The 26,823-nt window shown below is 73.1% G+C and carries 18 protein-coding genes; 9 read left to right on the top strand and 9 right to left on the bottom strand.

What is annotated here, in order from left to right; genetic code table 11:
- Positions 1 to 47 precede the first annotated feature (47 nt).
- From mmuM to IEY91_RS23070, 5 genes are read right to left on the bottom strand one after another with little or no spacing between them, the layout of a single operon-like run.
- Complete coding sequence (gene mmuM, locus IEY91_RS23090) at positions 48 to 950, bottom strand: homocysteine S-methyltransferase (RefSeq protein WP_189175601.1); 903 nt, start codon at positions 948 to 950, stop codon at positions 48 to 50.
- Between the two features lie 56 nt (positions 951 to 1,006).
- Positions 1,007 to 3,163, bottom strand: a complete 2,157-nt coding sequence (locus tag IEY91_RS23085) for an ABC transporter ATP-binding protein (protein ID WP_189175505.1) — start codon at positions 3,161 to 3,163, stop codon at positions 1,007 to 1,009.
- A 14-nt stretch (positions 3,164 to 3,177) separates the two neighbouring features.
- Positions 3,178 to 4,092 (bottom strand): ABC transporter permease, encoded by a 915-nt coding sequence (locus tag IEY91_RS23080; protein ID WP_164317264.1) that lies wholly within the window; start codon positions 4,090 to 4,092, stop codon positions 3,178 to 3,180.
- Positions 4,089 to 5,039: an ABC transporter permease gene (locus tag IEY91_RS23075; protein ID WP_189175504.1), complete on the bottom strand. Its 951-nt coding sequence runs from the start codon at positions 5,037 to 5,039 to the stop codon at positions 4,089 to 4,091. The genes IEY91_RS23080 and IEY91_RS23075 overlap by 4 nt, the downstream gene beginning before the upstream one ends.
- Positions 5,036 to 6,913, bottom strand: coding sequence for a peptide ABC transporter substrate-binding protein (locus tag IEY91_RS23070; protein ID WP_189175503.1), 1,878 nt, complete (start codon positions 6,911 to 6,913; stop codon positions 5,036 to 5,038). Before IEY91_RS23070 ends, IEY91_RS23075 begins: the two co-directional genes overlap by 4 nt.
- Before the next feature lie 244 nt (positions 6,914 to 7,157).
- On the opposite strand from IEY91_RS23070, the gene IEY91_RS23065 reads away from it, so the two are divergent.
- From IEY91_RS23065 to IEY91_RS23035, 7 genes are all read left to right on the top strand, one after another.
- Positions 7,158 to 8,399 carry an ROK family transcriptional regulator gene (locus IEY91_RS23065; RefSeq protein ID WP_189175502.1) on the top strand — a complete coding sequence of 414 codons (1,242 nt, stop codon included), beginning with the start codon at positions 7,158 to 7,160 and terminating at the stop codon, positions 8,397 to 8,399.
- Positions 8,396 to 10,033, top strand: a complete 1,638-nt coding sequence (locus IEY91_RS23060) for a M81 family metallopeptidase (RefSeq protein WP_189175501.1) — start codon at positions 8,396 to 8,398, stop codon at positions 10,031 to 10,033. The genes IEY91_RS23065 and IEY91_RS23060 overlap by 4 nt, the downstream gene beginning before the upstream one ends.
- A gap of 23 nt (positions 10,034 to 10,056) precedes the next feature.
- A complete protein-coding gene (locus IEY91_RS23055) occupies positions 10,057 to 10,875 on the top strand; it encodes a transporter substrate-binding domain-containing protein (protein ID WP_189175500.1) in 819 nt (272 codons plus the stop codon).
- A gap of 102 nt (positions 10,876 to 10,977) precedes the next feature.
- Positions 10,978 to 12,123: a serine hydrolase domain-containing protein gene (locus IEY91_RS23050; RefSeq protein ID WP_164317252.1), complete on the top strand. Its 1,146-nt coding sequence runs from the start codon at positions 10,978 to 10,980 to the stop codon at positions 12,121 to 12,123.
- A 204-nt stretch (positions 12,124 to 12,327) separates the two neighbouring features.
- On the top strand, positions 12,328 to 13,830 hold the full coding sequence (locus tag IEY91_RS23045) for a hypothetical protein (protein ID WP_164317250.1): 1,503 nt from the start codon (positions 12,328 to 12,330) through the stop codon (positions 13,828 to 13,830).
- A gap of 90 nt (positions 13,831 to 13,920) precedes the next feature.
- On the top strand, positions 13,921 to 14,982 hold the full coding sequence (locus tag IEY91_RS23040; protein ID WP_189175499.1) for a caspase family protein: 1,062 nt from the start codon (positions 13,921 to 13,923) through the stop codon (positions 14,980 to 14,982).
- Between the two features lie 85 nt (positions 14,983 to 15,067).
- The gene (locus IEY91_RS23035) at positions 15,068 to 16,408 is read left to right on the top strand and encodes a hypothetical protein (RefSeq protein ID WP_189175498.1); all 1,341 of its coding nucleotides are present in this window, start codon (positions 15,068 to 15,070) and stop codon (positions 16,406 to 16,408) included.
- Positions 16,409 to 16,824: 416 nt separating this feature from the next.
- Here the strand turns inward: IEY91_RS23035 and IEY91_RS23030 are convergent, their stop codons facing one another.
- The 3 genes from IEY91_RS23030 to IEY91_RS23020 form a co-directional block, all read right to left on the bottom strand.
- Positions 16,825 to 17,826 carry an AfsR/SARP family transcriptional regulator gene (locus tag IEY91_RS23030; RefSeq protein ID WP_189175497.1) on the bottom strand — a complete coding sequence of 334 codons (1,002 nt, stop codon included), beginning with the start codon at positions 17,824 to 17,826 and terminating at the stop codon, positions 16,825 to 16,827.
- A 143-nt stretch (positions 17,827 to 17,969) separates the two neighbouring features.
- Positions 17,970 to 20,813 (bottom strand): helix-turn-helix transcriptional regulator, encoded by a 2,844-nt coding sequence (locus IEY91_RS23025; protein ID WP_189175496.1) that lies wholly within the window; start codon positions 20,811 to 20,813, stop codon positions 17,970 to 17,972.
- Between the two features lie 221 nt (positions 20,814 to 21,034).
- Positions 21,035 to 21,232: a hypothetical protein gene (locus tag IEY91_RS23020; protein ID WP_164317241.1), complete on the bottom strand. Its 198-nt coding sequence runs from the start codon at positions 21,230 to 21,232 to the stop codon at positions 21,035 to 21,037.
- A 360-nt stretch (positions 21,233 to 21,592) separates the two neighbouring features.
- On the opposite strand from IEY91_RS23020, the gene IEY91_RS23015 reads away from it, so the two are divergent.
- On the top strand, positions 21,593 to 22,444 hold the full coding sequence (locus IEY91_RS23015; protein WP_189175495.1) for an LLM class flavin-dependent oxidoreductase: 852 nt from the start codon (positions 21,593 to 21,595) through the stop codon (positions 22,442 to 22,444).
- A 40-nt stretch (positions 22,445 to 22,484) separates the two neighbouring features.
- Here the strand turns inward: IEY91_RS23015 and IEY91_RS23010 are convergent, their stop codons facing one another.
- Positions 22,485 to 23,354 carry an aminoglycoside phosphotransferase family protein gene (locus IEY91_RS23010; protein WP_189175494.1) on the bottom strand — a complete coding sequence of 290 codons (870 nt, stop codon included), beginning with the start codon at positions 23,352 to 23,354 and terminating at the stop codon, positions 22,485 to 22,487.
- Positions 23,355 to 23,497: 143 nt separating this feature from the next.
- Here IEY91_RS23010 and IEY91_RS23005 point away from each other — a divergent pair, with 143 nt between their 5' ends.
- Positions 23,498 to 26,728, top strand: a complete 3,231-nt coding sequence (locus IEY91_RS23005; protein ID WP_189175493.1) for an amidohydrolase family protein — start codon at positions 23,498 to 23,500, stop codon at positions 26,726 to 26,728.
- Positions 26,729 to 26,823: the final 95 nt, after the last annotated feature.

The raw sequence follows: 26,823 nt of genomic DNA, 5'->3' as shown, positions 1-26,823 counted from the left end.
TGCACCCGGCCACTGACAATGACGCCTCGACGCCCTTCCTTCGCAGGTCAGGGCGTGGCGTGGACTTCCTCCGCCACCTTCGCGACCGCGCCAGGACCCACCCGGCAGCAGCCCCCGATGAGCCGCGCCCCGGAGCGGCGCCAGCCGTCCACCTGGCCCGCGGTGAAGCGGGCGGGGCCGTGCCACGACCGGGTCGCGGGGTCCCAGGTCTCGCCGCTGTTCGGGTAGACCACGACCGGCTTGCCGGTGACGCGGGCGGCCAGCGGGACCGCCGCGTCCGCGTCGCGGGGGTCGCAGCAGTTCACGCCCACCGCGATGACCTCGTCGGCGTCCGCGGCCAGCGCGAAGGCCTCCTCCAGGGGCTGGCCCGCGCGGGTGCGGTCGCCGCTGATGCTGTACGAGAGCCACGCGGGCACGCCCAGGCCGCGTACCGCGCGTAGCAGGGCCTGCGCCTCGTCGGTGTCCGGAACCGTCTCCAGGGCGAACACGTCGGGGGCGGCGCCGGACAGGACCTCCAGGCGCGGGCGGTGGAAGCGTTCCAGGTCCGCCACGCTCAGGCCGTAGCGGCCGCGGTACTCCGAGCCGTCCGCGAGCATCGCCCCGTACGGACCGGCCGAGGCCGCCACCCACAGCGGCCGGTCGACCCGGGCGAGCGCGGCGGCCTCGCGGGCCAACTCTACGCTCAGACGCAGGAGTTCGGCCGTGCTCAGCGCGTCGATGCCGTGCCGCGCGAAGCCCTCGAACGTCGCCTGGTAGCTCGCGGTGATCGCGACGTCCGCGCCCGCCTCGTAGTACGTGAGGTGGGCGTCCCGGACGGCGTCCGGGCGCTCGGCGAGCAGTCGCGCCGACCACAGGGCGTCGCCGAGATCGTGCCCGGCGGCCTCCAACTGGTTGGAGAGGCCGCCGTCGAGCACGAGAGGGCCGCGTGCCAGCGCCGCCTCCAGGCTCATGCCGTCCGCCGCGGCCGCACGCCCGTCGGCGTGTGCCCCGGTGCCCGCTTCGTCGTTCATACCCTTGACGCTAGCCGAGGCGCGGCCAGAGGGAAGTGGCACGCGACCTGATGCCCCGCTCCGTTCGGGGTGCTCACCGGTGGTTCGGTGGTCGCGCACACGTCCTGGGCGAGCGGGCAGCGGGTGCGGAAGCGGCAGCCGGACGGGGGCTTGGCCGCGGACGGGGTCTCGCCGTGCAGCGGCTCGCGGTCGCCGGCGGCCGCGACGGCCGGGTCGGGTACGTTCACGGTGTCGAGCAGGCCGCGCGTGTAGGGGTGCAGCGGCGCGGCGTACACCTGCTCGGCCGGGCCCGTCTCCACGAGTTTGCCCAGGTACATCACGCCGACGGTGTCGGCCAGGTGACGTATGACCGCCAGGTCGTGCGAGATGAACAGGTACGTCAGACCGCGGTCGTGCTGGAGCTCCCGCATCAGGTTGAGGATCTGCGCCTGGACCGACACGTCGAGCGCCGACACCGGCTCGTCCGCCACCACCAGGTCGGGAGAGAGCGTCAACGCCCTTGCCAGGCCCAGGCGTTGACGCTGGCCGCCGGAGAACTCGTGCGGATAGCGGTGCACGGCCCCGCGCGGCAGGCCGACGGCGTCGAGGAGTCCGGCGGTGAGCCGTTCCTGGTCGGCGCGGGTGCCGACGCCCTGGATGACCAGCGGCTCGCGCAGGATCTCGCCGACCCGCATGCGCGGGTCCATCGCGGCCGTCGAGTCCTGGAACATGAGCTGGATACGGCGCCGGTGCGCACGGCGCTCCGTACGCGAGAGCCCGGCCAGGTCCCGGCCGTCGAAGCGGACCGTGCCCGCCGTCGGCTCCTCGAGGCCCGCCACGATCCGGCCCAGCGTCGTCTTGCCGCAGCCGGACTCGCCGACCATGCCGAACGTCTCGCCCCTGCGGACGGTGAGCGACACCCCGCCCACCGCGCTGACCGTGCCGCGCCGCCGCGCGAAGGGGCCGCCGGTGAGGGGGAACTCCTTCACCAGGGCGTCCAGTTCGAGCAGGACCTCGCCCGGTTCGGTGGCCGTGGCGGGGGGCGGTGTCACCACCTGTGCCTCGGGCGCGTCGCCGTGCGGGACGGGGTGGAAGCACGCGAACCGGTGCTCTGCGCCCACGAGTTCGTGGGCGGGAGCCTCCGACTCCAGTGAAGTCTCCGACCCCGGCGAAGCCTCCGAGCCCGGCACGAGTTCCTGCGCGAGCTCCGGCCCCAGCTCCGGCTCCCGCTCCCGGCACTCCTCCGTAGCGAACAGACAGCGCGGCGCGAACCGGCACCCCGTAGGCCGCACCGTAAGGCTCGGCGGCAGCCCCGGAATCGTGTGCAGCTCCGTGCCCCGCTCCGCCGCCCGCTCAGGGAGCGCCGCGAACAGCGCCTCCGTGTAGCGGTGCCGGGGGCGCGCGAACAGGTCGCGCACATCGGCCTGTTCGGCGACCTTGCCCGCGTACATCACCGCGACGCGGTCGACGCGGTTGGCGATGACGCCCAGGTCGTGGGTGACGAGGATCATCGCCATGCCGAGGGTCCGGCGCAGGTTGTCGATCAGTTCCAGGATCTGGTGCTGCGTCGTGACGTCGAGCGCGGTCGTCGGCTCGTCGGCGATGAGCAGCTTCGGCTCGCACACCAGGGCCATGGCGATCGCCACGCGCTGGCGCATTCCGCCCGAGAGCTGGTGCGGGTAGGCCTTCATGCGCTCGGAGGGCTGTGGCATGCCGACGAGCCGCAGCATCTCCTCGGCCCGCGCCCAGGCCTCCTTGCGGCCGATGCCCTCCCGGTGCAGGAGCAGCGGCTCGGCCACCTGCGCGCCGATCGTCATCGTGGGATTGAGCGAGGTCAGCGGGTCCTGGAAGACCATGCCGACGGTGTTCCCGCGGACGTCCTGAAGGGTGGGCGCGGACGCGGCTGCCAAGTCCTGGCCGTCGAACAGGATCCGGCCGCCCGTGACGGCCCCGCCGGGCGGCAGCAGGCCCAGGACGCTGAGCGCGGTCATCGTCTTGCCGCAGCCGGACTCGCCGACGACGCCCAGGGCCTCACCCGGCGCCAGGTCGAGCGAGATGCCGTCGAGGGCGTGCACGGTGCGCTCGCGCGAGGCGATGTCGACGTGCAGATCGTCGATGCTGAGCAGGGGCGCGGGAGTGCCCGGCCCGGCGTCGCTGAGCTGAAGCTCCGTCATGTCTGTGAGGTCCTTTACTTGCGCAGCCGTACTTCGAACGCGTCCCGCAGCCCGTCGCCGATGAAGTTGAACGCGGCGACGACCAGCACGATCGCGATGCCCGGCGGGAAGATCAGCCACCAGTAGCCGTTCTGCGTGTACGTGATGCCGGCCGACAGCATCGAGCCCCAGTCGGCCGATGGCGGCGGGATGCTGAGACCGAGGAACGCCAGATAGCTGACGTAGAGGATGGCGTCGGCGATCTGGAAGGTGCAGTTGACGATGACGGTGCCGATCGCGTTCGGCACGATGTGCTTGAAGACGGCCCGCGCGCCCCCGCCGCCCATCATCCGCATCGCCTGCACGTATTCGCGGTTGCGCAGCGAAAGCGCCTCGCCCCGGACGAGCCGGGCCGGGGACAGCCAGGCGACGGCCGCGATGATGAGGATGAGGACGCCCTTGGTGGGCGTGATGATCGCGGCGACGACGACGAGCAGGAACATCGCGGGGATGGCGAGCGCCGCGTCCGTGATCCGCATCATCGCGGCGTCCACCCAGCCGCCGAAGTAGCCGGAGACGGCACCGTACACCGTCCCGAAGAGGGTGGCCAACAGGCCCGCGGCCAGACCGATTTCGAGCGAGGTCTGGCCCGCGACCATGAGGCGGCCGACCATGTCGTAGCCGAGGTCGGTGGTGCCGAGCAGATGCCCGTCGGTGCCGGGGGAGAGGTTCGCCTGGGACAGGTCGGTGTGGGTCTGCTCGGTGTCGTAGAGAAGCGGGCCGAGGTAGCTGAAGAGGAGCAGCAGCACCAGCAGGACGACGCCCGTCAGGGCGAGCTTGTTGCCGGTGAAGACCTGGAGCGTGCGGCGGGCGAGGGAGGGCGTGGCCTGCGCGGCCTCCTCGTGTCCTGGCGCGGTGACAGGGGCAGTCGTGCTGGCCGCGGAGGTCATGCCACGCTCCGTATCCGGGGGTCGAGGACGGCGTACAGGATGTCCGTGAGGAGGGAGCCGACGACCGTGGCGATGCCGACGACCAGGGTCACGCCGAGCAGCACCGGGAAGTCCGAGCCCTGTGCCGCGTTCCAGAACAGCAGCCCCATGCCCGGGTAGTTGAACATCGACTCGACGACGAGCGCGCCGCTGAACAGCGTCGGGAGATAGAGCCCGAGCAGCGTCGCGAGGGGGATGAGCGCGTTGCGCAGGACGTGGCGGACCATGATGCGGCGGCTCGACTGGCCCTTCGCCATGGCGGTGCGGACGTACTCCTCGGTGAGGTTGTCGAGGACCGCCGAGCGCATGTAACGGCTGAACATCGCCACGATGCCGAACGCCATCGTCACCACCGGAAGCACCAACCCGCTGAAGTCCTTGAGGAGTTCACCGATCGACTCGCCCTGCGGCGCCTCCGCGGGAAAGATCGGAATGACCTGCGCGAACAGGATGATCATGATGAGGCCGAGGAAGAACACCGGCGTCGCGTACAGCAGGAACGCGAGCCCGGTCAGCGCGTAGTCGGACGCCTTGCCGCGCCGCACCGCCTGGAGCAGGCCCAGCGGGATCGCGATGACCACGGCGAGCGCCGTCGAAAGGACCGTCAGGAGCAGCGTCTTCGGCAGCCGCTGCTTGAGCAGCTCGAAGACGGGCGAGTTGAGTTTGTACGAGTCCCCGAGGTCGCCCGTGAACAGCCGCTTCACGTACATGAAGTACTGCGTCGGCAGCGAACGGTCGTACCCCTGCTGGTGGTTGAAGTCGGTGATCTGCTGCGGTGTGCCCTTCGGGCCGAGGATGGCGCGCGCCGGGCCGCCGGGCAGCATGTGCAGCAGCACGAAGACGATGATCGACACCAGGAAGAGGACGACGAGCGCCTGCAGGAAGCGCTTGACCAGAAAGCCGGTCACTTCTCGGCTCCCTTCTTTTCGGAGCCGGTCTTCTCGGAGCCCGCGCCGCCCTGGTCCTTCTTGACGTAGTACCAGTCCTGCGGCGCGAACGTGACCGTCGGGTTCTGCTCGATGCCCCGCAGGTCGTTGCGGATGACCGACACCTGGTACGCGGGGTTGGGCATCCACATCACCGGAAGCTGATCGGCCAGATACTCGCCGTACGCGTGCACGGCCTTCATGTCGGGGGAGTACTGCACGGCCCGGATGATCCGGTCGGCCTTCTTGTCGCTGAAGTTGCCGAAGTTGGCGGACGCGCCCGTGGAGAAGAGCTGCTCGCCGCTCGGGTTGAGCGGGTAGTACCAGCTGCCCGCCGTGCCGAAGAAGGACATGTCCCAGTCGCAGCCCGGGTCCTTCGCGGTGCACGGAATGGAGTTGCCGAGCACGGAGTTGAGCGGCTGCTGGCGCACCGTCAGGTCGATGCCGGCCTTGGAGAGCGAGGACTTGAGCTCCTGCATCATGTTCGTGGTCTCCGTGGAGCCCGACTGCGAGAGCAGGGTCAGCTCCAGGGGATCGTCCCGCTCGATGCCCTTGCCGCACTCGTCGGCGCCCGTGCCGGGGCGTACGCAGCGCGCGGTGCCGCCCTTCGTCTCCCAGCCGTGCGCCTTGAGAAGGGACTTGGCCTTGTCCACCGAGAACGGGTAGCGGTCGCGCTCCATCGCCCTCGACAGGTACTGGCTCTTGGGTGTCACCGGCACCGGGCCGAGCGTCGGCGTGGCGCTGCCCTGCCAGATGACGTCGCTCATCGCCTTCTGGTCGACGAGGTGCTGCATGGCCCGGCGGATGTAGAGCTGACGCATCAGCGGACCGGCGTGCGTGGAGTTGAAGTTGTAGACGATGTACGTCGCCGCCCAGCCCTCCCACGGATCGACCCGGTAGCCCTTGTCCTCGAACTTCCCCTTCTGCGCCATCACCGACGGCGGGATGTAGCCGTAGTCGACGCCGCCCGAACGCAGCACGTTGTACTCGGAGTCGGCGGTGGTGAAGGGCTTGAAGACGACCTTGTCGAGGTGCGGGCGCTGGGACTTCGGGCCGGTGAACTTCTCGTTCGGGACGATGGTGACCTGGCCGCTGTCACGCCAGCCCGCCAGCTTCCAGGGCCCGTTGACCGTCCTCCACAGCGGGTCGGAGCCGTACGACCCGAGGCTCTTCGCGTGCTGGGTGAGACGGGCGAAGACGGCCTTGGCGCCCTTCTTCGTACGGTCGAAGTCGCCGATGGGGCCGCCGTCGGTCCGCGCGCCCCAGGCGTGCTGCGGCAGCGCCCGCATCAGTGTGAGCTGGTTGGCGGTGAACCAGTCCGGGTTGTACGCCCGGGTCAGGCGCAGCCGCACCGTGTGGTCGTCGAGCGTCTCGAACCGCTTGACGTTGTCGGGCATCGTGCCGACCGAGTAGCTGCCCCAGTTCGCCTTGTTGGCCTTCAGAAGGTTGAACCAGAACTCCAGGTCGCGGGCCGTGACCGGCTTGCCGTCGGACCACTTCACGCCCTTGCGCAGCGGCACGGTCACGGTTTTGTTGCCGTCGGAGTACTTCGGCTTCAGGCCGAGCGTGCTCGGCCCGTGCGTGGTCAGGCCGCCCTTGTCCTTGTCGAGGACGGCGTCGTACACCGGCATGAACATCAGGAACTGGATGCCGGCGTTGTACGAGGCGCCATAGCCCGGCGGGCCGATCGGGAAGATCCAGTTGGGCGTCGCGTTGGGCGGCAGTGCCATCGTCGCGGTGCCGCCCTCGACCGGGACGCCGCCGGTCGGACCCATGTCGACGCGGCCGCCCTCGCGGGTGCAGCCGGTGAGGGCCGCGAGCACGAGCACGGCGGCCGCCGCCTTGAGTGAGCGCATGGTTGTGGGCCTCCAGGAACTGCCGGGACCAGAGAACTGCCGGGACCAGATCCGTACACATGAGCGGTAGGGAGGCCCGAACGCTAGGCCCGTGAGGAAAAGCAAGTCAAGAGCTTCGTTCGACAGAAGCTGCGAAAGTTCGGGAGTTGGGGGTGTCTTTCTTGGTGGGGCTGGTCAACTTCCTTCGGTGCGACCTAGTGTTCGGCTCGTAGTCGAAGCAACTCGTCGAACGAACGGGGTCGGTATGGCCAGCAACGCACACGGCGAACCCGGATCGGCGCAGCACATCGTGCGTCTGGTCTCGTCGGGCGCGGCCTCCTCCCGGGCCGATCTGGTGCGGGAGCTGGGGCTCGCGCCGTCCACGGTGTCGTTGCGCGTGCAGGAGCTGGTGGCCGCCGGGGTGCTCACCGAGTCCGGCGAGGGCGCCTCGCGCGGCGGGCGCCGTCCCCGGCTGCTGCGGGTGCGCGCCCAGGGCGGCATCGCGCTGGCCGCGGACCTGGGCAGCCACCACGCCCGGCTCGGCGCGGTCGACCTCGACGGCACCGTCCGCGACACCGCCGACCTGCCGCACGACATCACCGCCGGACCCGAGTCGGCGGTGGACTGGCTGTGCGAGCGCGTCACCGAACTCGCCGCCCGCGAACGCGCGGCGGGCCGCACGGTGCGTGCCCTCGGCGTCGCCTTCCCCGGCCCCGTACGCCCCGGCGAGGGCTGCGTCCTCAGCCCGTCCCGCATGCCCGGCTGGCACCGCTACCCGCTGCGCGACGTCCTCGCGGAACGCCTCGGCCTGCCCGTGACCGTCGAGAACGACGCCACGATGATGGCCGTCGGCGAGCACAGCGTCGCCCGCCCCGACCTCGACCACATGGTCGTCGTCAAGGCGGGCCGCGGCATCGGCAGCGGCGTCATCGCGTCGGGCCGCCCGCACGACGGCGCCAACGGCTCGGCCGGCGACATCAGCCACGTACGCGTCGAGGAGGCGGGCGAACGGCCGTGCAGCTGCGGCAACATCGGCTGCCTGGAGACCGTCGCGAGCGGCGCCGCGCTGATCCGCGAACTCGGCCGCCAGGGCGTCGAGGTGGCCACCACCGGCGAGCTGCTCCAGCTCGTCGCGGACGGCGATCCGCTGGCCACCACCCTCGTGCGCACCGCCGGTCGGCACATCGGCACGGTGCTCTCCGTCGTCGTGAACTTCTTCAACCCTCAAGCCGTGGCGCTCGGCGGCGTCCTCGCCACCGCCGAACCGCTGGTCGCCGCCGTTCGCGGTGTCCTGTACGAGCGCTGCCTGCCCGTGGCCACCGCGGACCTGGAGATCACGACCACCGTGACGGGACCGGACGCGGGACTGCTCGGCGCGGGCCTCACCGCACTGCGCCGCCACCTGCCGACGAGCCCCGTCGCCCTGGAAACCACCGCACCCGCCGCACCCGGCGGCCACGACCACCCGTCCGCCACCCCCGTCCAGGAAGAGAGCGCACCCGCATGACCGCGACCCCGGCATCCCCTCAAGCCGCCCCCGCCGTCACCCACCGCCGCCTGCGCCTCGGCATCGGCGGCATCGGCATCGAGTCCTCCACGTTCTGCCCGCACCGCTCCACCGCCGACGACTTCCGCCAGACCCGCGGCCAGGAACTCCTCGACCGCTACACCTGGACCCGGCCCGACTCCGACCTCGCGGACCTCGTCGAGTGGGTGCCGCTGCTGCACGCGACCGCGCTGCCCGGCGGCCCCGTGGAAGCCGAGTCGTATCTGACCCTCAAGGACGAACTGGTCACCCGCATCCGGCAGGCGGGCCCCCTCGACGGGCTCGTGTACGACATCCACGGCGCCATGAGCGTCGTCGGCCTCACCGACGCGGAGGCCGATCTCACCGAGGCCGTCCGCGCCGCCCTCGACTCCGTCGGCACACCCGACGGCACCGGCCGCCCCATGATCTCCACCGCCATGGACCTGCACGGCAACGTCTCGCACCGCTTCGCCGCCCCCGTGGACCTGCTCACCGCGCACCGCCTCGCCCCGCACGAGGACGCCTGGGAGACCCGAGAGCGCGCCGCCCGCAACCTCGTGCGCTGCTTGCGCGAGGGCAGCCGCCCGCACCGCGCCTGGGTGCAGGTCCCGGTCCTGCTTCCGGGCGAGAAGACCAGCACCCGCCTGGAGCCCGCCAAGTCCCTCTACGCCTCGCTCGCCGACATCGAGCGGCTTCCGGGCATCCTCGACGCCGCGCTGTGGGTCGGCTACGCCTGGGCGGACGAGCCGCGCTGTCAGGCCGCCATCGTCGTCACCGGCGACGACGCCGAACTCGCCGCCGCCGAGGCCGGAAAGCTGGCCCGCCGCTACTGGGACGCCCGGCGCGACTTCGTCTTCGTCGGCCCGACCGGCACCGCGGAGGAGTGCGTCGAGCAGGCCGTGGCCTCGACGAAGCGGCCGTTCCTCATCAGCGACTCCGGCGACAACCCGACGGCGGGCGGCGCGGGCGACCTCGCGTACATGCTCGGCAAGCTCCTGGACAACGACGCGATCCGCTCCGGCGAGGTCACCGCCGTGCACCCCGGCATCACCGACCCGGTCGCCGTCGCCCGCTGCTTCGCGGCGGGCGTGGGCGCGGAGGTGACGCTCTCCGTCGGCGGCAAGGTCGACGCCAACCACGGGGGACCGTACGAACTCACCGGCACCGTCGAGGCGTTGCAGCGTGCCACCGACCAGAAGGACCGGGCCGAGGGCGGCGCGTACGACCGGGGGGTCGACATGGCGGCCGTGCGGGTCGGCGGACTCACCCTGATCCTCGTCGAGCGCCGCAAGCCGTTCCACACGCTCGCCGACTTCACGGGCCCGGCCGAGGGCGGCCTCGGCATCGACCCGAGGACGTACGACCTCGTCGTCGTGAAGATCGGATATCTGGAGCCGGAGCTGTACGACATGGCTGCCGACTGGCTGCTCGCGCTCACCCCGGGCGGCGTCGACCAGGACCTCAAGCGGCTCGGCCACCACCGCGTGGAGCGGCCGATGTATCCCTTCGATGATGACGCGTACGAAGATTTCGACGACGGCGCGTACGAAGATGGCGCGGGCCCCGGCCTGACGGCGGCCCACCTGCCGCCGCTCACCCCGCACCGCGCCTGACGCCACAGAGAGGAACCGCCCGCATGAAGCGTGCCGCCACCCTGTCCGCCCTCGTCTGCCTGCTCGCCGTCACCGCCGCCGCGCCCGCGGCACCCGACGCGGACCGCGGACACCGTCCCCCTCCCGGCAAGGGCACGCTCCTCGACTCCGTGCCGAAGAAGGGCGTCCTGCGCGTGTGCACGACCGGCGACTACCGCCCCTTCACGCACCGCGAGGCCGACGGGACGTACAGAGGCATCGACATCAAGATGGCCCGGGACCTCGCCAAGTCCCTCGACGCCAAGCCCAAGTTCGTCGCCACCACGTGGAAGGAGATCGCCGACGACGTGGCCGACGGACGCTGCGACATCGCCGCAGGCGGCGTCTCCATCACGCTGCCGCGCGCCCGCACCGTGTACTTCAGCGAACCGACCCGCGAGGACGGCAAGACGCCCATCGTGCGCTGCGCGGACAAGGCGCGCTTCGGGGACGGGGCGCTGGCCGACATCGACAAGCCCGGCACGAAGGTCGTCGTCAACCCCGGCGGTACCAACGAGCAGTTCGCCCGCGCCCACATCAAGCAGGCCTCCCTCACCGTGCACCCGGACAACTCCACGATCTTCAAGGAGATCATCGACGGCCGCGCGGACGTCATGATGACCGACGCGAGCGAGACCCGCTACCAGTCGAAGATCCACCCCGAACTGTGCTCGCTCCACCCCGACAAGCCCTTCACCTTCGCCGAGAAGGCCTACGCCCTGCCGCGCGGGGACGCGCAGTTCAAGGAGTACGTCGACCAGTTCGTGCACCTCGCGACGCACGACGGGACGTACGCGGCGTACGAGGCGGAGTGGATGAAGTAATCCGGTGGAGGTAGGTGGCCCCGCCATGTACCGTGGCGCGGTCACCTGGCCGACCGGGCATCGTCCCTGGTCAGCACCGCCTCGTAGGAAAGAAGCAGGGCAGTGGAACACAACGGATGGGCCGACGAACGGTTCGGCGCGGTCGCGGACGTCTTCGCCCGCAACTTCACCGAGTTCGACGAACTCGGCGCGGCCGTCACCGTCTTCGCCGGCGGGCGCAAGGTCGTGGACCTGTGGGGCGGCGTCGCCGACGAGCGCACCGGCGCGGCCTGGCGGGAGGACACGGTCGTGCCGGTGTTCTCCTGCGCCAAGGGCATCGTGAGCGTCTGCGTCCATCTGCTCGCACAGGAGGGACGCCTCGACCTGGACGCGCCCGTGGCGCGGTACTGGCCGGAGTTCGCGCGCGCCGGCAAGGAGACCATCACGCCCCGTATGGTCCTCGGCCACCGCGCCGGACTCCCCGTCCTCGACCGCACCCCGACGTTCGCGGAGATCACCGAGTGGACCCCGGTGATCCGCGCCATCGAGGAGCAGGAACCGCTGTGGGCGCCCGGCGAGACGTACGAGTACCACGCGCACGTCTTCGGCTTCCTGCTCGGCGAGATCATCCGGCGCGTCACCGGACTCACCCCCGGCGCCTACTTCCGGCAGGCCGTCGCCGACGACCTGGGCCTGCGCACCTGGATCGGCCTGCCGGAGCGCGAACTCGGCTCGCTCGCCCGGCTCGTCGAGGCACCGGGCAGGCCCCCGATGCCCGGCCCCGAATCGATCCTCACCCGCATGGTCACCATGAACGGCGCCTTCGTCTTCCCCGGCGTCGACGATCCGCACGGCTGGAACGACCCCGCCCTCCTCGGCGCGGAGATCCCCGGCGCGGGCGCGGTCTCCACGGCGCGCGGCCTGGCCACGCTGTACGCGGCCGCCGCGACCGGCGTCGACGGCTCCGCGCGGCTGCTCACCCGCGACACCGTCACGGACGCGGTGCGCGAGCAGTCCGGCGGCACGTCCTGGCTGGGCTTCGACATGGGCGTCCGCTGGGGCTCGGGCTTCCTGCTCGACTCCCCGGCCTTCCGGCCCACCCTGGGTCCGCGCAGCTTCGCCAACGACGGTTCGGGCGGCCAGTTCGCCTTCGGCGACGACGAGTTCGGCGTTGCCTTCGCCTACACGGCCAACAAGATGATCGGCCACGGCGACGACCGCGCCAACCGGCTGGTCGCGGCCGTACGGAAGTGCCTGGGCGAGAGCTGAACCCCCGGCGCGGCCGCCCGGACCCGGTGCCGGGACGGGCGCCCCCTGGACACCCGGACCTGCCGTCCGCGCCCGCCTTGGGGTAATCCCCGGGCCCGTCCCCGGGGACGCGGCGGGTGCGGCGGTCCTACCGTTGCCCCTGCCAGGAGCGGCAGGAGTCGGGGGACTTCTGCGAGGGGGGCTCCTGCTCCGGAGGTGTCCGACATGCACTCTGCCCGCAGGCGCTGTGTCCACAGCGGGACGAGCGGACGGCTCGCCTCGACCAGCACCGCCGACATCGACGCGCTGGTCGCGAGCCTGAAGGACCGGCCACGTGTGGTGCTGCACTTCCACGGCGGGCTCGTCGACGACCAGTTGGGGTTCGCGACGGCCGAGCGGCTCGCGCCCGTGTACGAGGCGGCGGGCGCCGAGCCCGTGTTCTTCGTGTGGAGCAGCGGCCTTCTTGAGACCCTGCACGGCAACCTGCCCCAGATCATCGGCGAGTCCGTCTTCCAGACACTCCTGAACCGCGTCACCCGCTACGCCGCCGGCGTCGTCTTCCAGCGGCCCGGACAGCGCGCCGCAGGCGTCCTCACCACGCCGCCCGCCCGCGCCGTCGCCGCCGAACTCGCCCTGCTGCGCACCGGACAGGAGCCCTACGCCCGGCTGACCCCGCCCGCGGAGGTGGCGCCGCTCGGCGAGGCCGAACGCGTCCGCATCACCGCCGACCTGTCGGCGGACACCGAACTCGCCGACCGCAACCGGGAGATCGTCGGCTCGGTCCTGCGGTCGGCTCCCGCGCCGACCGCCGCGCGCGACATCGACGGGGGGCGCGCGGCGGTCGCCACCCTCATGTCACCGGAGACGGTGGCCGAGCTGGCCGCCGAAGCCGAAGCGGCCGACAGCCGCCGCGCCCTGGTGACCTCCGCGCTCCTGGTGCGCAAGACGGTGCGCGTCATCGCCGCCGTCGTGGGCCGCTTCCGGCTGCACACCGACCACGGCCTGTACCCGACCGTCGTCGAGGAGATACTCCGGGAGTTCTACGTCGCCAACGTGGGCGCCGCGATCTGGGACGCCATGAAGCGCCAGACCGCCGACACGTTCGCCGCGTCCGATGAGACCCGCGCGGGTCGCTACTTCCTGGACCGCTTCAGCCGGCTCCTGGCCACCGGCAGCCGCCCCAGGGTGACCGTCGTCGGCCACAGCGCGGGCGCCGTGTTCATCAGCAACCTGCTCACCGACCTCGTCCGCAGGCGCGCCGACGCCGACGACCCACTGCCCGCCGACTTCCGCGTCCGCGACGTCGCGCTGCTCGCGCCCGCGTGCACCGTCGCCCAGCTCGCACCCGTCGTCCGGCTCCAGCGCGAACTCTTCGACCGGCTGCGGATGTTCACGATGACCGACGCTGCCGAACGCGCCGACCATCTGGTGCCGCTGCTGTACCCGAGGTCGCTGCTGTACTTCATCTCCGGCGTCCTGGAGCGCGGCCCCGCCAAGCAGTCGGCGGTCGCCCCGATCGCCGGCATGCAGCGCTGGTACGCCGCCGACGGCGCCTTCGGCGGGCAGGACTCCGAGGACCTGCGGGCGTTCCTCGCGGCCGACCCGCACCGCACCGTGTGGTCGCCCGTCGAGGGCGAACCCGGACTCAGCTCGAGCGCACGTACGCACGGCGGATTCGACGACGACGCCGAGGTCCTGGCGAGCCTCGCCCGGATGCTCGCCGACTGACCGCGGGGCGCGGTCCACGCGGGTTCGCACCGCGGGCCACGCAGGTGCGCGCAGCGGTCCAACACGGGTTCGCACAAAGGGGGAAGCCCGATGAACGACCTGCACTACGCCGTGGTCGTCGGCATCAACCGCTATCCGGCGATCAAGGATCTCCAAGGCGCGCGCGGCGACGCGCGGCGGTTCCGCGACTGGCTCGTCGACCCGACCGGAGGCAACGTACCGGAGAGCAACGTCGCCCTCGTCACGGCCACCGAACTGGACGAGCGCCAGGCCGACGTGATGAGCGCCGAGCCGACCCGCGAGAACGTCAACCGCGCGCTGTACCAGGCCCATTGCGCGGTCCGCGGCGCCGTCGAACGCGACGGCGGCGCCTGGGCCGACACCCGCCTGTACCTGTTCCTCGCCGGGCACGGCATCGCCCCGTTCGGCGGTGACGCCGCGCTGCTCATGGCCAACGCCGCGATCGACCTGCTCGGCAACCACATCGCCGTACGCCCGTATCTGTCGTGGTACGAATCGTCGTCGCCGTTCCACGAGATCGTGTTCTTCGTGGACTGCTGCCGCACCCGGTTCGGCGGCGTCACCGCCTTCGGCCCGCCGTTCACGGACACCAACGAGGCCCCGGACAAGGTCGAGGCCTTCGTCGGCTACGCGTCCGCGCTCGGCGACCCGGCCTACGAACAGCACGAGCCCGACCCGGACCAGTCCCGCGGACACTTCACCACGGCCCTCCTGGAAGGGCTGCGCGGCGCGGGCGGCGGCACCGTCACGCGCGACGGCCAGGTCACGTCCGACAGCCTCGCCGACTACGTACGCCGCCACGTGCTCGACCGCACGACCCGTGAACTCGTCCCGCAGGAGGCCCGGTTCCTCAGGGAGACCAGCACGCCGATCGTCTTCGCGGAGGGGCTGCAGGGCGTCGGCTCGTATCCGGTGACGCTGCGCTTCCCTGCGGGTTTCCGCGGCCGGGTGGAGCTGCGGGGGCGGGACATCACCGAGCCGTACTGGCTGGACATCACGGGGGCGGACCACGTCGAGGCGCTGGTGCCGGGGCTCTACAAGGCCGTGCCGGAGAGCCTTACCGCGCCCGAACTCATTGAAGGCGGATACTTCGAGGTCGTTTCCGGGGGTGGCGGCGTTGTCCAGTTCTGAGTCCCGTTCGCGTTCCGAGTCATCTCCTGAGCGGGCCCGTTCCGAACGTTCGGCTTCTTCGGCGCCCGAGCGGCGGCGCGACGAGGTGCCGTTCGTCGTCATCCCCGACACGCCCTCGGTCCTGATCACCGTGACCGACGACGCGCTGCGCGAGGTGGCGCACGGCATGGGCACCATCGAGACCACCCTGCCGCCCGGCATCTACCGCATCGAGCAGCGCTTCGCGGGCGCCGTGGACAGCCAGTTCGCCGAGGTGGGCACGGAGGCCTTCACCGAACGCCTGCCGCTGCCCCGCGTCCCCGCCCCGGCCCCCGTCGAGCGCACCGCCACCACCCAGCCTGCGCACCAGGAGGCCGCGCTGCGGTGGAGCAGGCAGTCCACGCACCGTCGGGGCGAGCCCACCCTCATGGTGCTGCTGCGGAACCTGCGCCGCGGCTGGCGCCTCGATCCGTACGCCCTGCAGATCAGCGCGGAGAGCGGCGAGGGCGTGGACGGCGGCGCGGACGGCTGGCAGGTCGACCCGCAGCAGGGCTGGACCGCCTGGAGCGGACGTCTCGCGCCCGGGGGCTACCGGCTGCGGCTGCGCGAGCCGTCCGGCGACGGGCTGCCGCTGGCCCAGGCGCTGTGGGTGTCCGAGGGCTGGACCACCCTCGTCTTCGTCAGCAACGGCCCGCAGGGGCCGATGCCGCAGCACGCCTCCGTGGAGATGGTGCCCGCCGGCACCGGCTGGTGCCCGGCCGACGAGGCCCTGAGCCTCGCCCGCGAGGCCGCGCTTTCCGGGCTGCGCCAGGGCATCGACCTGATGTCGGACAAGCAGTTGTTCCCGATGCTGGACTCGGGGCGGGTCGACCCGTTCCTCGGCATCGTCGGCGCGCACGCCATGCTGCTCGACCGCAGTCCCGATCTGAAGCGCCTGGACGACGTAGTCCAGCGCCTGACACCGCACGTGCCCGGACACCCCGACGTCGCCGCGCTGCGCACCCTCTTCGACGGACCGCCCGCGCAGGTCGCGTCCCCGCCGATGCTGGCCGCGTCCTGTCAGCTCCTGATCCGGGCCGACGGCATCGACCCCGGGGTGATCAAGGACGGTTCGGTGGCGGAGAACGTCGCCGAGCACCTGGTCGGGCGCGGGGTGTGGACGACCTGGCTGGAGGAGGACCGGCGGCTCGCGGCGGGGGCGCGCGGAGGTCTCGTACTGCGGGGCGACGACGCCCGTGCGCGCGGTCCCCGGCCCCTGGCCGCCGACGCCGCGAGCCGGGTGGAGGCCTATGTGCAGGAGATCGCGGACCTGTCGGGCATGTTCGTCGGCGAGGTCCTGCGGGACATGCCGCGGGACGAGCTGTGCCGCAGGACCGGGCTGCCGCACAAGCCGGTGGACGAGGCGATCCAGAGGCTCCGGGGGGCTCCGGGGGAGGCGCCGGGCTGAGACCCCCGGGCCGGGGAGGAGACTGGGGCCCCCTGTCCGGGTGAGGAGCGGAGGGGCCGGGCTGGCTTCGGGGGAGCCCGGCCCCTCCGGTGTGGTCGGGTGGGGGGGCGGTCCGGTGTCGTCGGGTGTGGGGCGGTCGGTGCAGACACCAGGGCAAGCGTGTTGTGGGACGCCCGTGTCGCAGAAGTCAGGCGCCCCGTCCAGGGCATGAGCGAACATCGAGATGGTGGCCGCGACGGCCAGCGCGTCGCTCAACCAGGGGAGATCCCCCTTCTCCCCGCATCCTGGACGGGGCTGGCCCCATCGTGCCGGGCGGGCGTCACCGCGGCGTCACACCATCTGTGGGTGCGGTGTCCGGAGGGCCTCGCCGTGCGTGGCGGCGCCGAGCCGTCCTCGCGCCGGCGCGTGCCGCAGCGTCACACCAAGGCGTGCCGCAGCATCGTCGCGAACTGCCCGGACGGCTCCACGCCGAGTTCCCTGAGCAGGAGTTCGCGGAACGTCTCGTACTGCCGTACCGCCTCCGTCAGGTTGTGCTCCGCGAGGTGCACGGACACGACCGCGCGGTGGGCGCTCTCCCGCAGCGGGTCGACGCGGGTGCTCTCCAGGGCGGCCTCAAGGGCGGGCGCGTACTGCCGGCGTGCGACGAGCCGAGCCGACAGCGCCTCCAGGGCGTGCAGCCGCAGCTGGTGCAGCCGCTCGCGCTCGAAGGCCACCCAGTCCTGCTGCCAGCCGGGCAGCAACTCGCGCCCGCAGAGCAGCACTTGATAGGCCGCGCGCATGCGTTCCCGGGCCGCCGACAGGGCGTCGCCCGACAGCACGTGGTGCGCGGCCGCGGTCAGGTCCTGGATGTCCACGCGCACCCGGCGGCTGAGCGAGAGCACGCCGTCCCGGGCGTCCGTGAGCGCCGAACCCGCGCCGTTGAGCCGCCACACGGCGGTGCGCAGGCTGGCGCGGGCCCGCGCCTCGGTGACGTCGGGCCACAGCGTCCCGGCGAGTGCCGAGCGGTTCGCCGCGCCGCACAGCGCGAGCCGCGCGAGCACCTGCTGACCGCTCGCGGGCACCTCAAGCGGCTCGGCGCCCCGGGCGCCGAGCGAGCCCGGGTCGTCCGGGCAGGCCAGCGAGGAGTGGAGGAGACCGTCCGGACACGCGTGGCCGTCAGGGCCGGTGGTGCGACCGATGCCGTCAGGGCCCGTGGCAGCGGCGCGACCGATGCTGTCCGGGCCGGTGGCGCCGACGCGCCCGCCCACCGCCGTACCTCTGAAGTCCCCGCCCCCGCACGCCGATTCCCCGCACTCCCCGCCCTCGCAGGCCGGTTCCCCGTACCCCCCGCTCTCCCGCGTGAGGAGGAATCCGCCGAGCAGCCGCAGCCGCAGCGTCGGCCGTTCCTCCCCGGCCGCCCCGTAGCTGATGGAAACCATCGGGCCACCTCCAGTGGGCTCCCGCGTTCGCCCTGCCCTACCGGCACGAACGTACGGTCCGGGCGAGACGCGCGCCTCCGGGAGTGTGCCGGGGATTACCCCGGTGCCCCTTCCCCCGCAGGAAGTACGGTCGTACGGCCCTCTCAGCCCGCCGACGGCGACGAGGACTGCGGTCCGAGCCGCCGCACGAGGCCGATCCGCGAGGTGATCCCGAGCTTCGCGTACGTATGGCCCAGGTGGTACTCGATCGTCTTGACGCTCAGCGCGAGCGCGGTGGCGATCTGGCGGTTGGTGAGGCCCTGTGCGGCGAGCCGCGCCACCGCGAGTTCCTGCGGGGTGAGCGCCCCGTCCAGGCCTTCCTCGACGGCGGCCGCCGCGCGCTCCTCGGCCGTGCGGTCGGGTGCCGAGCGGCCGCAGGCGTTCAACTCCCTTACGCACCGCGCCCGGTAGGGCAGCGCGCCGAGCGCCGTCATGGTGGTGTACGCGGCCTGCAACTGGGCGATCGCCAGGGACCGGCGGCCGAGTCGGCGCAGGAACGAGCCGTGGTCCAGCTCGACCCGCGCCCGCCCGAACGCCACCGGGACCTGCGCCGCGTGGTCCTGCGCCCGTGCGTACGCGGCCTGCGCGCGCTGGGTGTCGCGGCGCGCGGCGGCCAGGTTGCCCCGGGTGCGCGCGGCCGACGCGAGCGACGTGTGCCGGCCCCGGGCCCGCGCCCGCTCCTCGAACGGGGCGAGCACCTCCTCTGCCTCGTCGAGCTCGCCGAGCTGCACGAGCGCGTCGACGAGCAGCGGCTGCCAGTCCACGACACCCGGCTCGTTCACGCCGTCCTGCTCGGCGAACGCCAGGAGCGGGCGCACGGCGTCCACCACCCCCTGCGGCTCGCCCCGCGCGTCCGCGAGGCTGCCCCGCGCGCACACCGCGTACGCGTACGCGACGGGGGTCTCCGCGCCGCCCGGTACGTCGAGGGCGGTCCGCAGGTGCTCCGCCGCCCGTTCCCAGGCGCCGCGCGCCGACAGGATCTGGGCGGCGACGCCGTGCGTGACCGGCATCAGCCAGGACTGGTCGGTGTCGTCGGCGATGGAGGCGGCCGCCTCGGCGTGGATCAGCGCCTCGTCCCACTCGCCGAGCCGGTGCAGGGTCTGGGCGAGGGCGGAAGCGGAGAGCAGCCTCAACGGCACCGTCGTCGTACGGCAGTTGGCGACCGCGCCGAGCAGATCCCGCCGGGCCCCGTGCAGATCGTCCGACCACAGCCGCAACTGGCCGCGCGCGAGCAGCAGATCGATGCTCTTGAGCGGCACGATCATGGGGTCGGGCAGGTCCGCCGCGAGGGCGATGCCTTCCTTGGCGCGGCCGCTGAGGCCCAGGGCGATGAGGTGGTTGAAGCGCAGCATGCGGCTCGGGCCCTGCGCGGTGGAGAGCCGCTGCGCCCGCTCGGCCCACTGCGCGGCCTCCGCCGCTCTGCCGCACATGACGGCGGCGTAGCTCAACTGCTCGGCGGCGCGCGCCCCGAGGGACGGATCCTTCTCGTGGTCGCACTGCTCCCACGCGTCCACGAGGAGCGTCCACGCCGCTTCCGTACGGCCCTGGACCCGCGCCACATAGCCGCGGACGTAGCCGCGCAGCGCCGGGTCCGCGCAGTCGGGCAGGCCGTGCGCGAGTTCGGCCGCCTCCTGGACGCGGCCGTCGAGGAGCAGCGCCTCGACGGCCTCGACGGCGAGGCGGTCGCGTTCCGCCGGGCCGGTGGCCACGCGTGAGGCGTGCCTCAAGTGGGTGCCCGCGACGGCCCATTGGCCGGTGGCGGCCTCGCGGCGCGCGCAGGCCGCGAGGGCGTCGGCGAGCTGTTCGTCGGGTCCGCTGGCGGCGAGCACGCGGTGGCGCAGCTTCGTGTAGTCGTCGTCGACCAGCTCGGCGGCCCGGGTGTGCAGGGCGGCGCGCTGGGCGGGGCCGATGTCCTGGTAGACCGCAGCGTGCACCAGGGGGTGCGGGAAGGCGACCTCGGGGGCCGCTCCGGCGGGCGTCTCGCGCAGCAGACCGGCCTTGACGGCCCGTTCCAGTGCGGGCAGCGGCCGGTCGACGCGCGCGAGCCGGGCGGCGGAACGCAGTCGGCAGGACAGACCGAGCACGCTCACCGCCTGCACCAGTCGCTGGGCCTGCGGCCCGCAGCCCGCCAGGTTGGCGAGCACCAGCATGGCGTACGAACGCGGCGCGGGCAGCGGCGTGGTCACGTCGAGCAGCACGGCGGGCGGCACCTGGCCGAGCAGCGCGCGGGCGTGCAGCGGATTGCCGTGGGTGTGGGTGTGAAGGCGCAGGGACGCCGAGTGCGGGAGCCGGGCGACGCCGAGCCGGGTGCTGAGCGCGGACAGCTCGCCGGGGCTGAGGCCGTCGAGGGCGAGGCGGCGGGTGCGGGTGTCGGTGAGCAGGCGGCGCAGGCCGTCGGGCAGTTCCGGCACCTGCGGGTCGCGCAGCGCGACGATCGCGAGGACCCGGTCGTGGCGCAGCCTGCGCAGCGCGAACGTGAGGGCGTTCAGGGACTCCGGGTCCGCCCAGTGCGCGTCGTCCACGACCAGCACCACGGGACCCTTGCTCTGCACCTCGCTCAGCAGGTCGAGGAGCCCGAACCCGGCGGCGAGCGGCGGCAGGTTGGCGTGCAGCGACTGCGGCAGCCGGACGAGCCCGGCCAGGGTGTCCGGCACCGGCAGCGGGCTCTGCCCGACGAGCTGGGCGAGTACGCCGCACGGCAGCGCGCTCTCGTTCTCCTCACCGCTGGCGTGCAGCACGCAGGTGCCGTGCACCGAGTCGAGGAAGCGGCGTACGAGGGCTGTCTTGCCGATGCCGCCGGGCCCTTCGAGCAGGACGAGCCGGGGCGAGCCCGTGCAGACGTCCGCGAAGTCCTGTTGCAGCGCGGCCAGTTCCCGTGCGCGACCGCAGAAGGCGTCGCCGGGCGCGGGGGAGTGGAACACGTCGTGCGCTGCGTCCCCGATCGTCATGGGGTGTCATCACCGCCCCCGCGCGTTGGCACCGGCAGCGGGTGACTCGACTGTGACGGTGACCCGTGCCGGGCGCATGCCAGGACACCACGATGCGGGGCGACACGTGCTCCGCACAAGGCGAATTCCGACTTCCGCCCGTGCTTGTCGGCCACCCGTGCTCATCGGCGCCCGATGCCTATCGGCTTATGCCCATCGGCTCTGGCGGCAGGGTCCCGCCGTCACGGCGCGGCCCGCCCGGCGCCCGGCGGCTCCCGCAGCGGCGGCACGTCCTGCGCCGCGCCGTCCGGCTGCGGCGGCTCCAGCAGCGAGAGAAGCTCCAGCCAGCCGTGGAACGGCCGGGGGCTCGCGCAGCTCTCGGACGCGACGCTCCCGCACACACCGTCGTGCGAGCGGTACACCTCGATGACGTAGCGCACAACGCCTCCCGGGGGCCGGCCCAGGGCGTGAGCCGTGACGCATGGCGACGCCGACCAGAGTAGGAGCGGCGGCCCGGGGGCCGCGTCGGTGTGGCACCTAGGGAAGTCCCTAGGGTGGGCGGGGAGTTGCAGCGGGGGCGCGGGTTGCTGCGTGGTGCCCACGCGCGAGCAGCCGCTCTCGTGGGGCCCGCGCGAAAATCGGATGCCGCCGCACCGGGCCACGTCGTACGGTGGCCGCACTCTGAGAGAACCACGCTCCTTGGGAACGACGCCGCAGATGGGGAGCCCGCCCGCACATGACGTGCGCGGCGAGGGAGGGGCGGCACAGCATCCGCATGCCCTCCCAAGGAGTGTCATCTCATGAACACAGGTCTCGGCCTGCCCATCAGCGACCCCGCGCTGCTGCTCACCTGGGCCCGCCGCGCCGACGAAGGACCCTTCTCCAGCCTCGGCCTGCTGGACCGCCTCGTCTACGACAACCCCGAGCCCCTCGTCGCCCTCGCGGCCCTCGCGGGCGCCACCACCCGCATCCGCGTGCAGACCGAGGTCCTGCTGGCCCCGAACCATGGCACCGCCCTGCTCGCCAAGCAGGCCGCCACTCTCGACCGCCTCACGGGCGGCCGCTTCACGCTCGGCATCGGCGTGGGCGGACGTGACGACGACTGCCTGGCCGCGGGCATCGACCCGCGCCGCCGCGGCCGCCGTCTGGACGAACAGATGGCCGCGCTGCGCCGTGTATGGGCCGGAAAGCCCTACAGCGACGACACCGGACCGATCGGACCCGTCCCCGTCACCCCCGGCGGCCCGGAGGTCCTGTTCGGCGGCTTCGCGCGGTCCGCGCTCGAACGCGTCGCCCGCTGGGGCGACGGCTTCCTCGGCGCCGGGCTGCCGCCGCACGCCATGGACGGCATGTTCCGCACCGTCGAGCGCTCCTGGCAACGCGCGGACCGGGCCGGCCGCCCCCGCCTCGTCGCCCAGGCGAACGTGGCCCTCGGCCCGGAGACCGTCCTCAGCGAGGCCCGCGAGAACATCAGCGCGTACTACGAGTTCACCGGCCGCCCCGCGTACATGGCGGACGGCATGCTCACCACCCCCGAACAGATCAGGGCGGTGATCACGGCGTACGAGGACATCGGCGCCGACGAAGTGATGCTGTACTGCTGGGCGGCGGACGTCGACCAGGCCGACCGGCTCGCCCAGGCGGCCTTCTGACGATCGCGCCCTACCGCTTCCGGTCCCGGCGGACTCGGGGTCAGCGCTCCCAGGCCCGGCCCAACTGCGCCCGCAGCAGCGGCAGCGGGCTGTCGTCGCGGCCCCGGAGGCGGTCGGCGAGGCGGATCGCGGTGTCGTAGCGGGCGAGCAGCACCCCACGTCGCGCCACTTCGGGTCCGTACCCGGCCGCGGCGGTCACACGTACGGCCGCCGCGGCGCCGATGGACAGGGCGAGTCCGGCCACGTCCTCGGCCGGGTCGCCCACCACGGCGTCCGCCCAGTCGAGCACGCCGCTCACCCGGCCCGCCGAACTCACCAGCAGATGCTCGCCCTTGAGGTCGTTGTGCAGCACGACGGCGGTCGGGGCGGCCGCGGGGTGAGCCGGGGTGCCGGGTGCGCGGGGTGCGGCGAGGGCGGCGGGCAGTTCGCCTTCGGCGGCGAGATGGCCGGCTGCTTCCTCGGCGGACGCGTGGAGCGGGCCGAGCGCGCGGGGCTTCCCCGCGGGCAGACGCAGCGCCGCCGTGGCCTCCGCGGGGAGGGCGCGCAGGCCGGAGAGGAGTCCGGCCAGGTCCGACTCTCCCTCGGGGGCGACGGGCCGGTGCTCCGCCGAGGTGCCGGGGAGGCGGGTGTCGACGGTGTACGTGAGGCCGGGCGCCCACTCCCCGGCGGCGACGCTCGCCGGTACGCCGACCGGCACATGCGGCCGGATCGCCTCCCGGAGCAGCAGCTCACGCCGTTGCCGTGCGGCCGCGCCGGGGTCCAGCGTGAGCCGGAGGACGTACCGTTCACCGATCCACCAGGTGGAGTGCTCACCGCCCTCGTCCACGGGCTCGACGGTCGTGTCGGGCGCCTGGGGCAGCACCCGTCGTACGAGGTCGCGAGCCGTGGACGGCGTGGGCGAGGTAGGCATGCCGCCGATCATGACACCGCGCGAGCTCGGCTCCCAGTTCTTATCCGACGTGCACAGCCGTCGGCGCCCACGTTCCGAGGCGCCCGTAACCCCCTGTGAAGGCGGTGTTGCCCAGTGCTCCGAGGTGCGCGAGTGTTCCTGTCATGGACCGTGACCGGAACCTCGCCTCTCCGTTGCCTTCCCAATCACCCTCCCGCCTCTTCCCTCTGACCCGCCGTCAACTGCTGGTGTCCGCGGGCGCGGCCGGGGCGGCCGGTGCCGTGGCGGTGGCCGGCGCCGTGCCCGCGGCGGCGCGGGAGCCCGCCGGTGTGCCGCTGTCGTTCACCCGCGCCACCAACGGCTCGGCCACGCTCTCGCCCGCCGGGGACCGGCTCGTCGTCGAGGTGCAGCACGTCCTGTGGTCCCAGCCGCGTTCCGGTGGCAAGGCGGTGCCGCTCACCCCGCCGGGCCTCGAACCCAACCGGCCCGTGTTCGCCCCGGACGGCGCGCTCGTCGCCTTCTGCGCGTACCAGGGCGGCGGCTACCACATCTGGACCATGCGCCCCGACGGCTCGGAGGTGCGGCAGCGCACCGAGGGGCCCTGGGACGACCGGGGCCCGGCCTGGTCGCCCGACGGTTCCCGGATCGCCTTCGCCTCCGAGCGCGGCGGCGACCCGGTGAAGGGCAGCCCGTACCGGATCCACGTCCTCGACCTGCGCTCCGGCGAGCTGAGCCGGGTGACCGGGCTGCCCGGGCAGGACGGCCCGGTGCAGGACGGTGCCTGGGAGGACTACGACCCCGCCTGGTCGCCGGACGGGAAGCGGATCCTGTTCGTCCGGGCGAAGGCGGTCACGTCGCCCACCGGAACGGCGCTGGAGGCACGCCTCATCGCCGCCGTCCCCGCCGACGGCTCGGGCCCGGTCGTCGTGGAGCACACGGAGACCGAGAACGCCCAGGTCATGACGCCCGCCCCGGCCCCCGACGGCCGCCGCCTCGCCTACCTGCGCACCACGGCGGCACCCGAGGCGTCCTGCGCCCTCGTGGTCGACGGCAAGCGCGTGGACGTCGCCGGGGACATCGCACCCGTGCCCCCGCGCTGGACCGAGGACGGCGAGCTGCTGCTCACGGTCGACGGCCGTTTCACCCTCGTACGCCCCGCCGAACCGGGCGCCGCCGAGCCGCTGCCGTTCGACGGCGTCCTGACCGTGGACCGGCCGCGCTACCGCGTGAAGGAGTACGATCTCGGGCTCGCGGAACAGCGTGCGCGCCCCGTCCGGGGTGTGCACCTGCCCGCGCTCTCGCCCGACGGCCGCCACATCGCCTTCGCCGCCCTCAACTCCTTGTGGCTCGCGGGCACTTCGGGTGGTCGGCAGCCGAAGCGGCTGCGCCGCGCCGACCCCACCCGTTACCTTCTGGGGCCTTCTTGGGCGCGCGACGGGCGTTCCCTGGTGTACGTCGACGACCGCGACGGGCTCCTCGGTGTGTACCGGCACGACCTCGCCACCGGCAAGGAGACGGCGCTCGCGACCGGCGGCCGGGTGCACCCGGCGCTTTCGCCCGACGGCAAGCGCCTGGCCTGCCTCGACATGACCGGCCGGCTCGTCGTACGCGATCTGGCCGCGGGCACCGACCGCGTCCTCGCGGACCCGCTCGGCGGCGGCGGTCTGCCCGGCCGGCCGACCTGGTCGCCCGACGGCCGCCACATCGCGCTCTGCGACCGCAACCGCCTCAACCTGCGCTTCCGCGAGGGCTACAACCTCGTACGCGTCGTCGACGCCGCCACCGGCGACGCCCGGCTGCACGCCGTCGCGCCCCACACCTCCCTCGCCGACCGGTACGACTCCGGGCCCGTCTGGTCGCCGGACGGGCGCTGGATGGCGGTGATCGTCGAGTCCGCGCTGTGCCTGCTGCCCGTCGCCCCCGACGGCAGCCCGCGCGGCGAACTCCGCGCCCTCACCACCGAACCCGCCGACCACCCCACCTGGTCGGGGGACTCCAAGACGCTCCTGTACCTGTCGGGCACCCGGCTGCGCCTCATCGGCGTCGACGGCGGCGGCGCCCGCACCGTACGCGTCCCGCTGGACCAGCGCAGGCCCGCGCCCGCCGACACAGTGGTGCACGCGGGGCGGCTGTGGGACGGCACCGGCGACACGGTCCGCGAGGACGTCGACATCGTCGTGCGCGGCGGGCGCGTCACCGCCGTCGAACCGCACCGCGCGTCCCGCAAGGGCACGCGGCGGCGCGTCGACGCCTCCGACCGCACCGTCCTGCCAGGCCTGTGGGACACCCACACCCACCCGTGGCAGAGCACCTACGGCGGCCGCCAGACCGTGGGCCAGCTCACGTACGGCATCACCACCGCCGTCTCGCTCGGCGGGTTCGCCCACGAACAGGCCCGCATCCGCGAGGCGGTCGCCACCGGGCAGCTCGCCGGGCCCCGGCTTCTGACCACCGGCGAACTCCTCGACGGCGGCCGCGTCGCGTACAGCATGGGCCGCGCGCACCGCACCCGCGCGGGGCTGCGGCGTTCCCTGGAGCGTGCCGCGCAGCTCGACTGGGACTTCGTCAAGACGTACGTGCGGGCGCCGAGTTGGGTGATGGAGGAGGCGGCGCAGTTCGCGCACGAACGCCTGGGTGTGCGCTCGGGCAGCCACTTCCTGTCGCCCGGCATCCAGTCCGGGCAGGACCTGACGACTCATCTGCAGGCCACACAGCGGGGCGAGTTCGGGCATGCCATCACGGCGTCCGGGCGCGCCTATGACGACGTCGTGGAGATCTACAGCGCGCGCGGCGCCCGCTTCGCGATGATCGCCACACCGTTCACCTCGTCGCCGCTCCTTGGCGCCGACCCCGCCCTCGCCGACGACCCCCGGGTCACGGCCGTGATGCCACCGTGGGACGCCGCCCAGGTGCGCAAGTCGGCGGGCGTCGCCCCGACCGCGGCCCAACTGGCCACGCTGCGGCGGGAGACCGACATCTACCGGCGGATCCTCGCCGCGGGCGGCCTCGTCGCCCTCGGCACGGACCAGCCGCTCGTACCGGTCGGCCTCTCCCTGCACCTGGGCCTGCGCGCCCTGCACCGCGGCGGCCTGACCCCGGTCGAGGCGCTGCGCACCGTGACGGTGCTGCCCGCGCGGCTGTTCGGCGTCGCGGACGACCTCGGCACCGTGGCCCCCGGGAAGATCGCCGACCTGACGGTCGTGGACGGCGACCCGTTCACGGACTTCGCCTCACTGGTACGCACCGTGTCGGTGCTGCGCGGCGGCATCCCGTACGAGACCGACGACCTGGTCGCCGCGTTCCCGCCGGCGGACCGGCACAAGCACGCGGGCCCGGACTGGCTGGACGTGGGGCGCCTGATGCGGCGGGACGGGTGTTGCGATCCGGGGGTGTGAGGGGGAGGCGTGGGGCGGGGCGGTGGCCGAGGGGGTTCGCGGTATGCGATCCGGGGTCGGCCGCCGCTGCCCGCTGCCCGCTGCCCGCTGCCCGC

The organism is Streptomyces lasiicapitis, from assembly GCF_014646335.1.
Classification (GTDB): domain Bacteria; phylum Actinomycetota; class Actinomycetes; order Streptomycetales; family Streptomycetaceae; genus Streptomyces; species Streptomyces lasiicapitis.
This window is presented reverse-complemented; position numbering and strand designations above follow the sequence as displayed.

What these genes read in the sequence shown, in the direction of transcription:
- mmuM (WP_189175601.1), bottom strand. Translation starts at nt 950, where the DNA reads ATGAGCCTGGAGGCGGCGCTGGCACGCGGCCCTCTCGTGCTCGACGGC.
- IEY91_RS23085 (WP_189175505.1), bottom strand. Translation starts at nt 3,163, where the DNA reads ATGACGGAGCTTCAGCTCAGCGACGCCGGGCCGGGCACTCCCGCGCCC.
- IEY91_RS23080 (WP_164317264.1), bottom strand. Translation starts at nt 4,092, where the DNA reads ATGACCTCCGCGGCCAGCACGACTGCCCCTGTCACCGCGCCAGGACAC.
- IEY91_RS23070 (WP_189175503.1), bottom strand. Translation starts at nt 6,913, where the DNA reads ATGCGCTCACTCAAGGCGGCGGCCGCCGTGCTCGTGCTCGCGGCCCTC.
- IEY91_RS23065 (WP_189175502.1), top strand. Translation starts at nt 7,158, where the DNA reads ATGGCCAGCAACGCACACGGCGAACCCGGATCGGCGCAGCACATCGTG.
- IEY91_RS23060 (WP_189175501.1), top strand. Translation starts at nt 8,396, where the DNA reads ATGACCGCGACCCCGGCATCCCCTCAAGCCGCCCCCGCCGTCACCCAC.
- IEY91_RS23055 (WP_189175500.1), top strand. Translation starts at nt 10,057, where the DNA reads ATGAAGCGTGCCGCCACCCTGTCCGCCCTCGTCTGCCTGCTCGCCGTC.
- IEY91_RS23045 (WP_164317250.1), top strand. Translation starts at nt 12,328, where the DNA reads ATGCACTCTGCCCGCAGGCGCTGTGTCCACAGCGGGACGAGCGGACGG.
- IEY91_RS23040 (WP_189175499.1), top strand. Translation starts at nt 13,921, where the DNA reads ATGAACGACCTGCACTACGCCGTGGTCGTCGGCATCAACCGCTATCCG.
- IEY91_RS23030 (WP_189175497.1), bottom strand. Translation starts at nt 17,826, where the DNA reads ATGGTTTCCATCAGCTACGGGGCGGCCGGGGAGGAACGGCCGACGCTG.
- IEY91_RS23025 (WP_189175496.1), bottom strand. Translation starts at nt 20,813, where the DNA reads ATGACGATCGGGGACGCAGCGCACGACGTGTTCCACTCCCCCGCGCCC.
- IEY91_RS23015 (WP_189175495.1), top strand. Translation starts at nt 21,593, where the DNA reads ATGAACACAGGTCTCGGCCTGCCCATCAGCGACCCCGCGCTGCTGCTC.
- IEY91_RS23010 (WP_189175494.1), bottom strand. Translation starts at nt 23,354, where the DNA reads ATGCCTACCTCGCCCACGCCGTCCACGGCTCGCGACCTCGTACGACGG.
- IEY91_RS23005 (WP_189175493.1), top strand. Translation starts at nt 23,498, where the DNA reads ATGGACCGTGACCGGAACCTCGCCTCTCCGTTGCCTTCCCAATCACCC.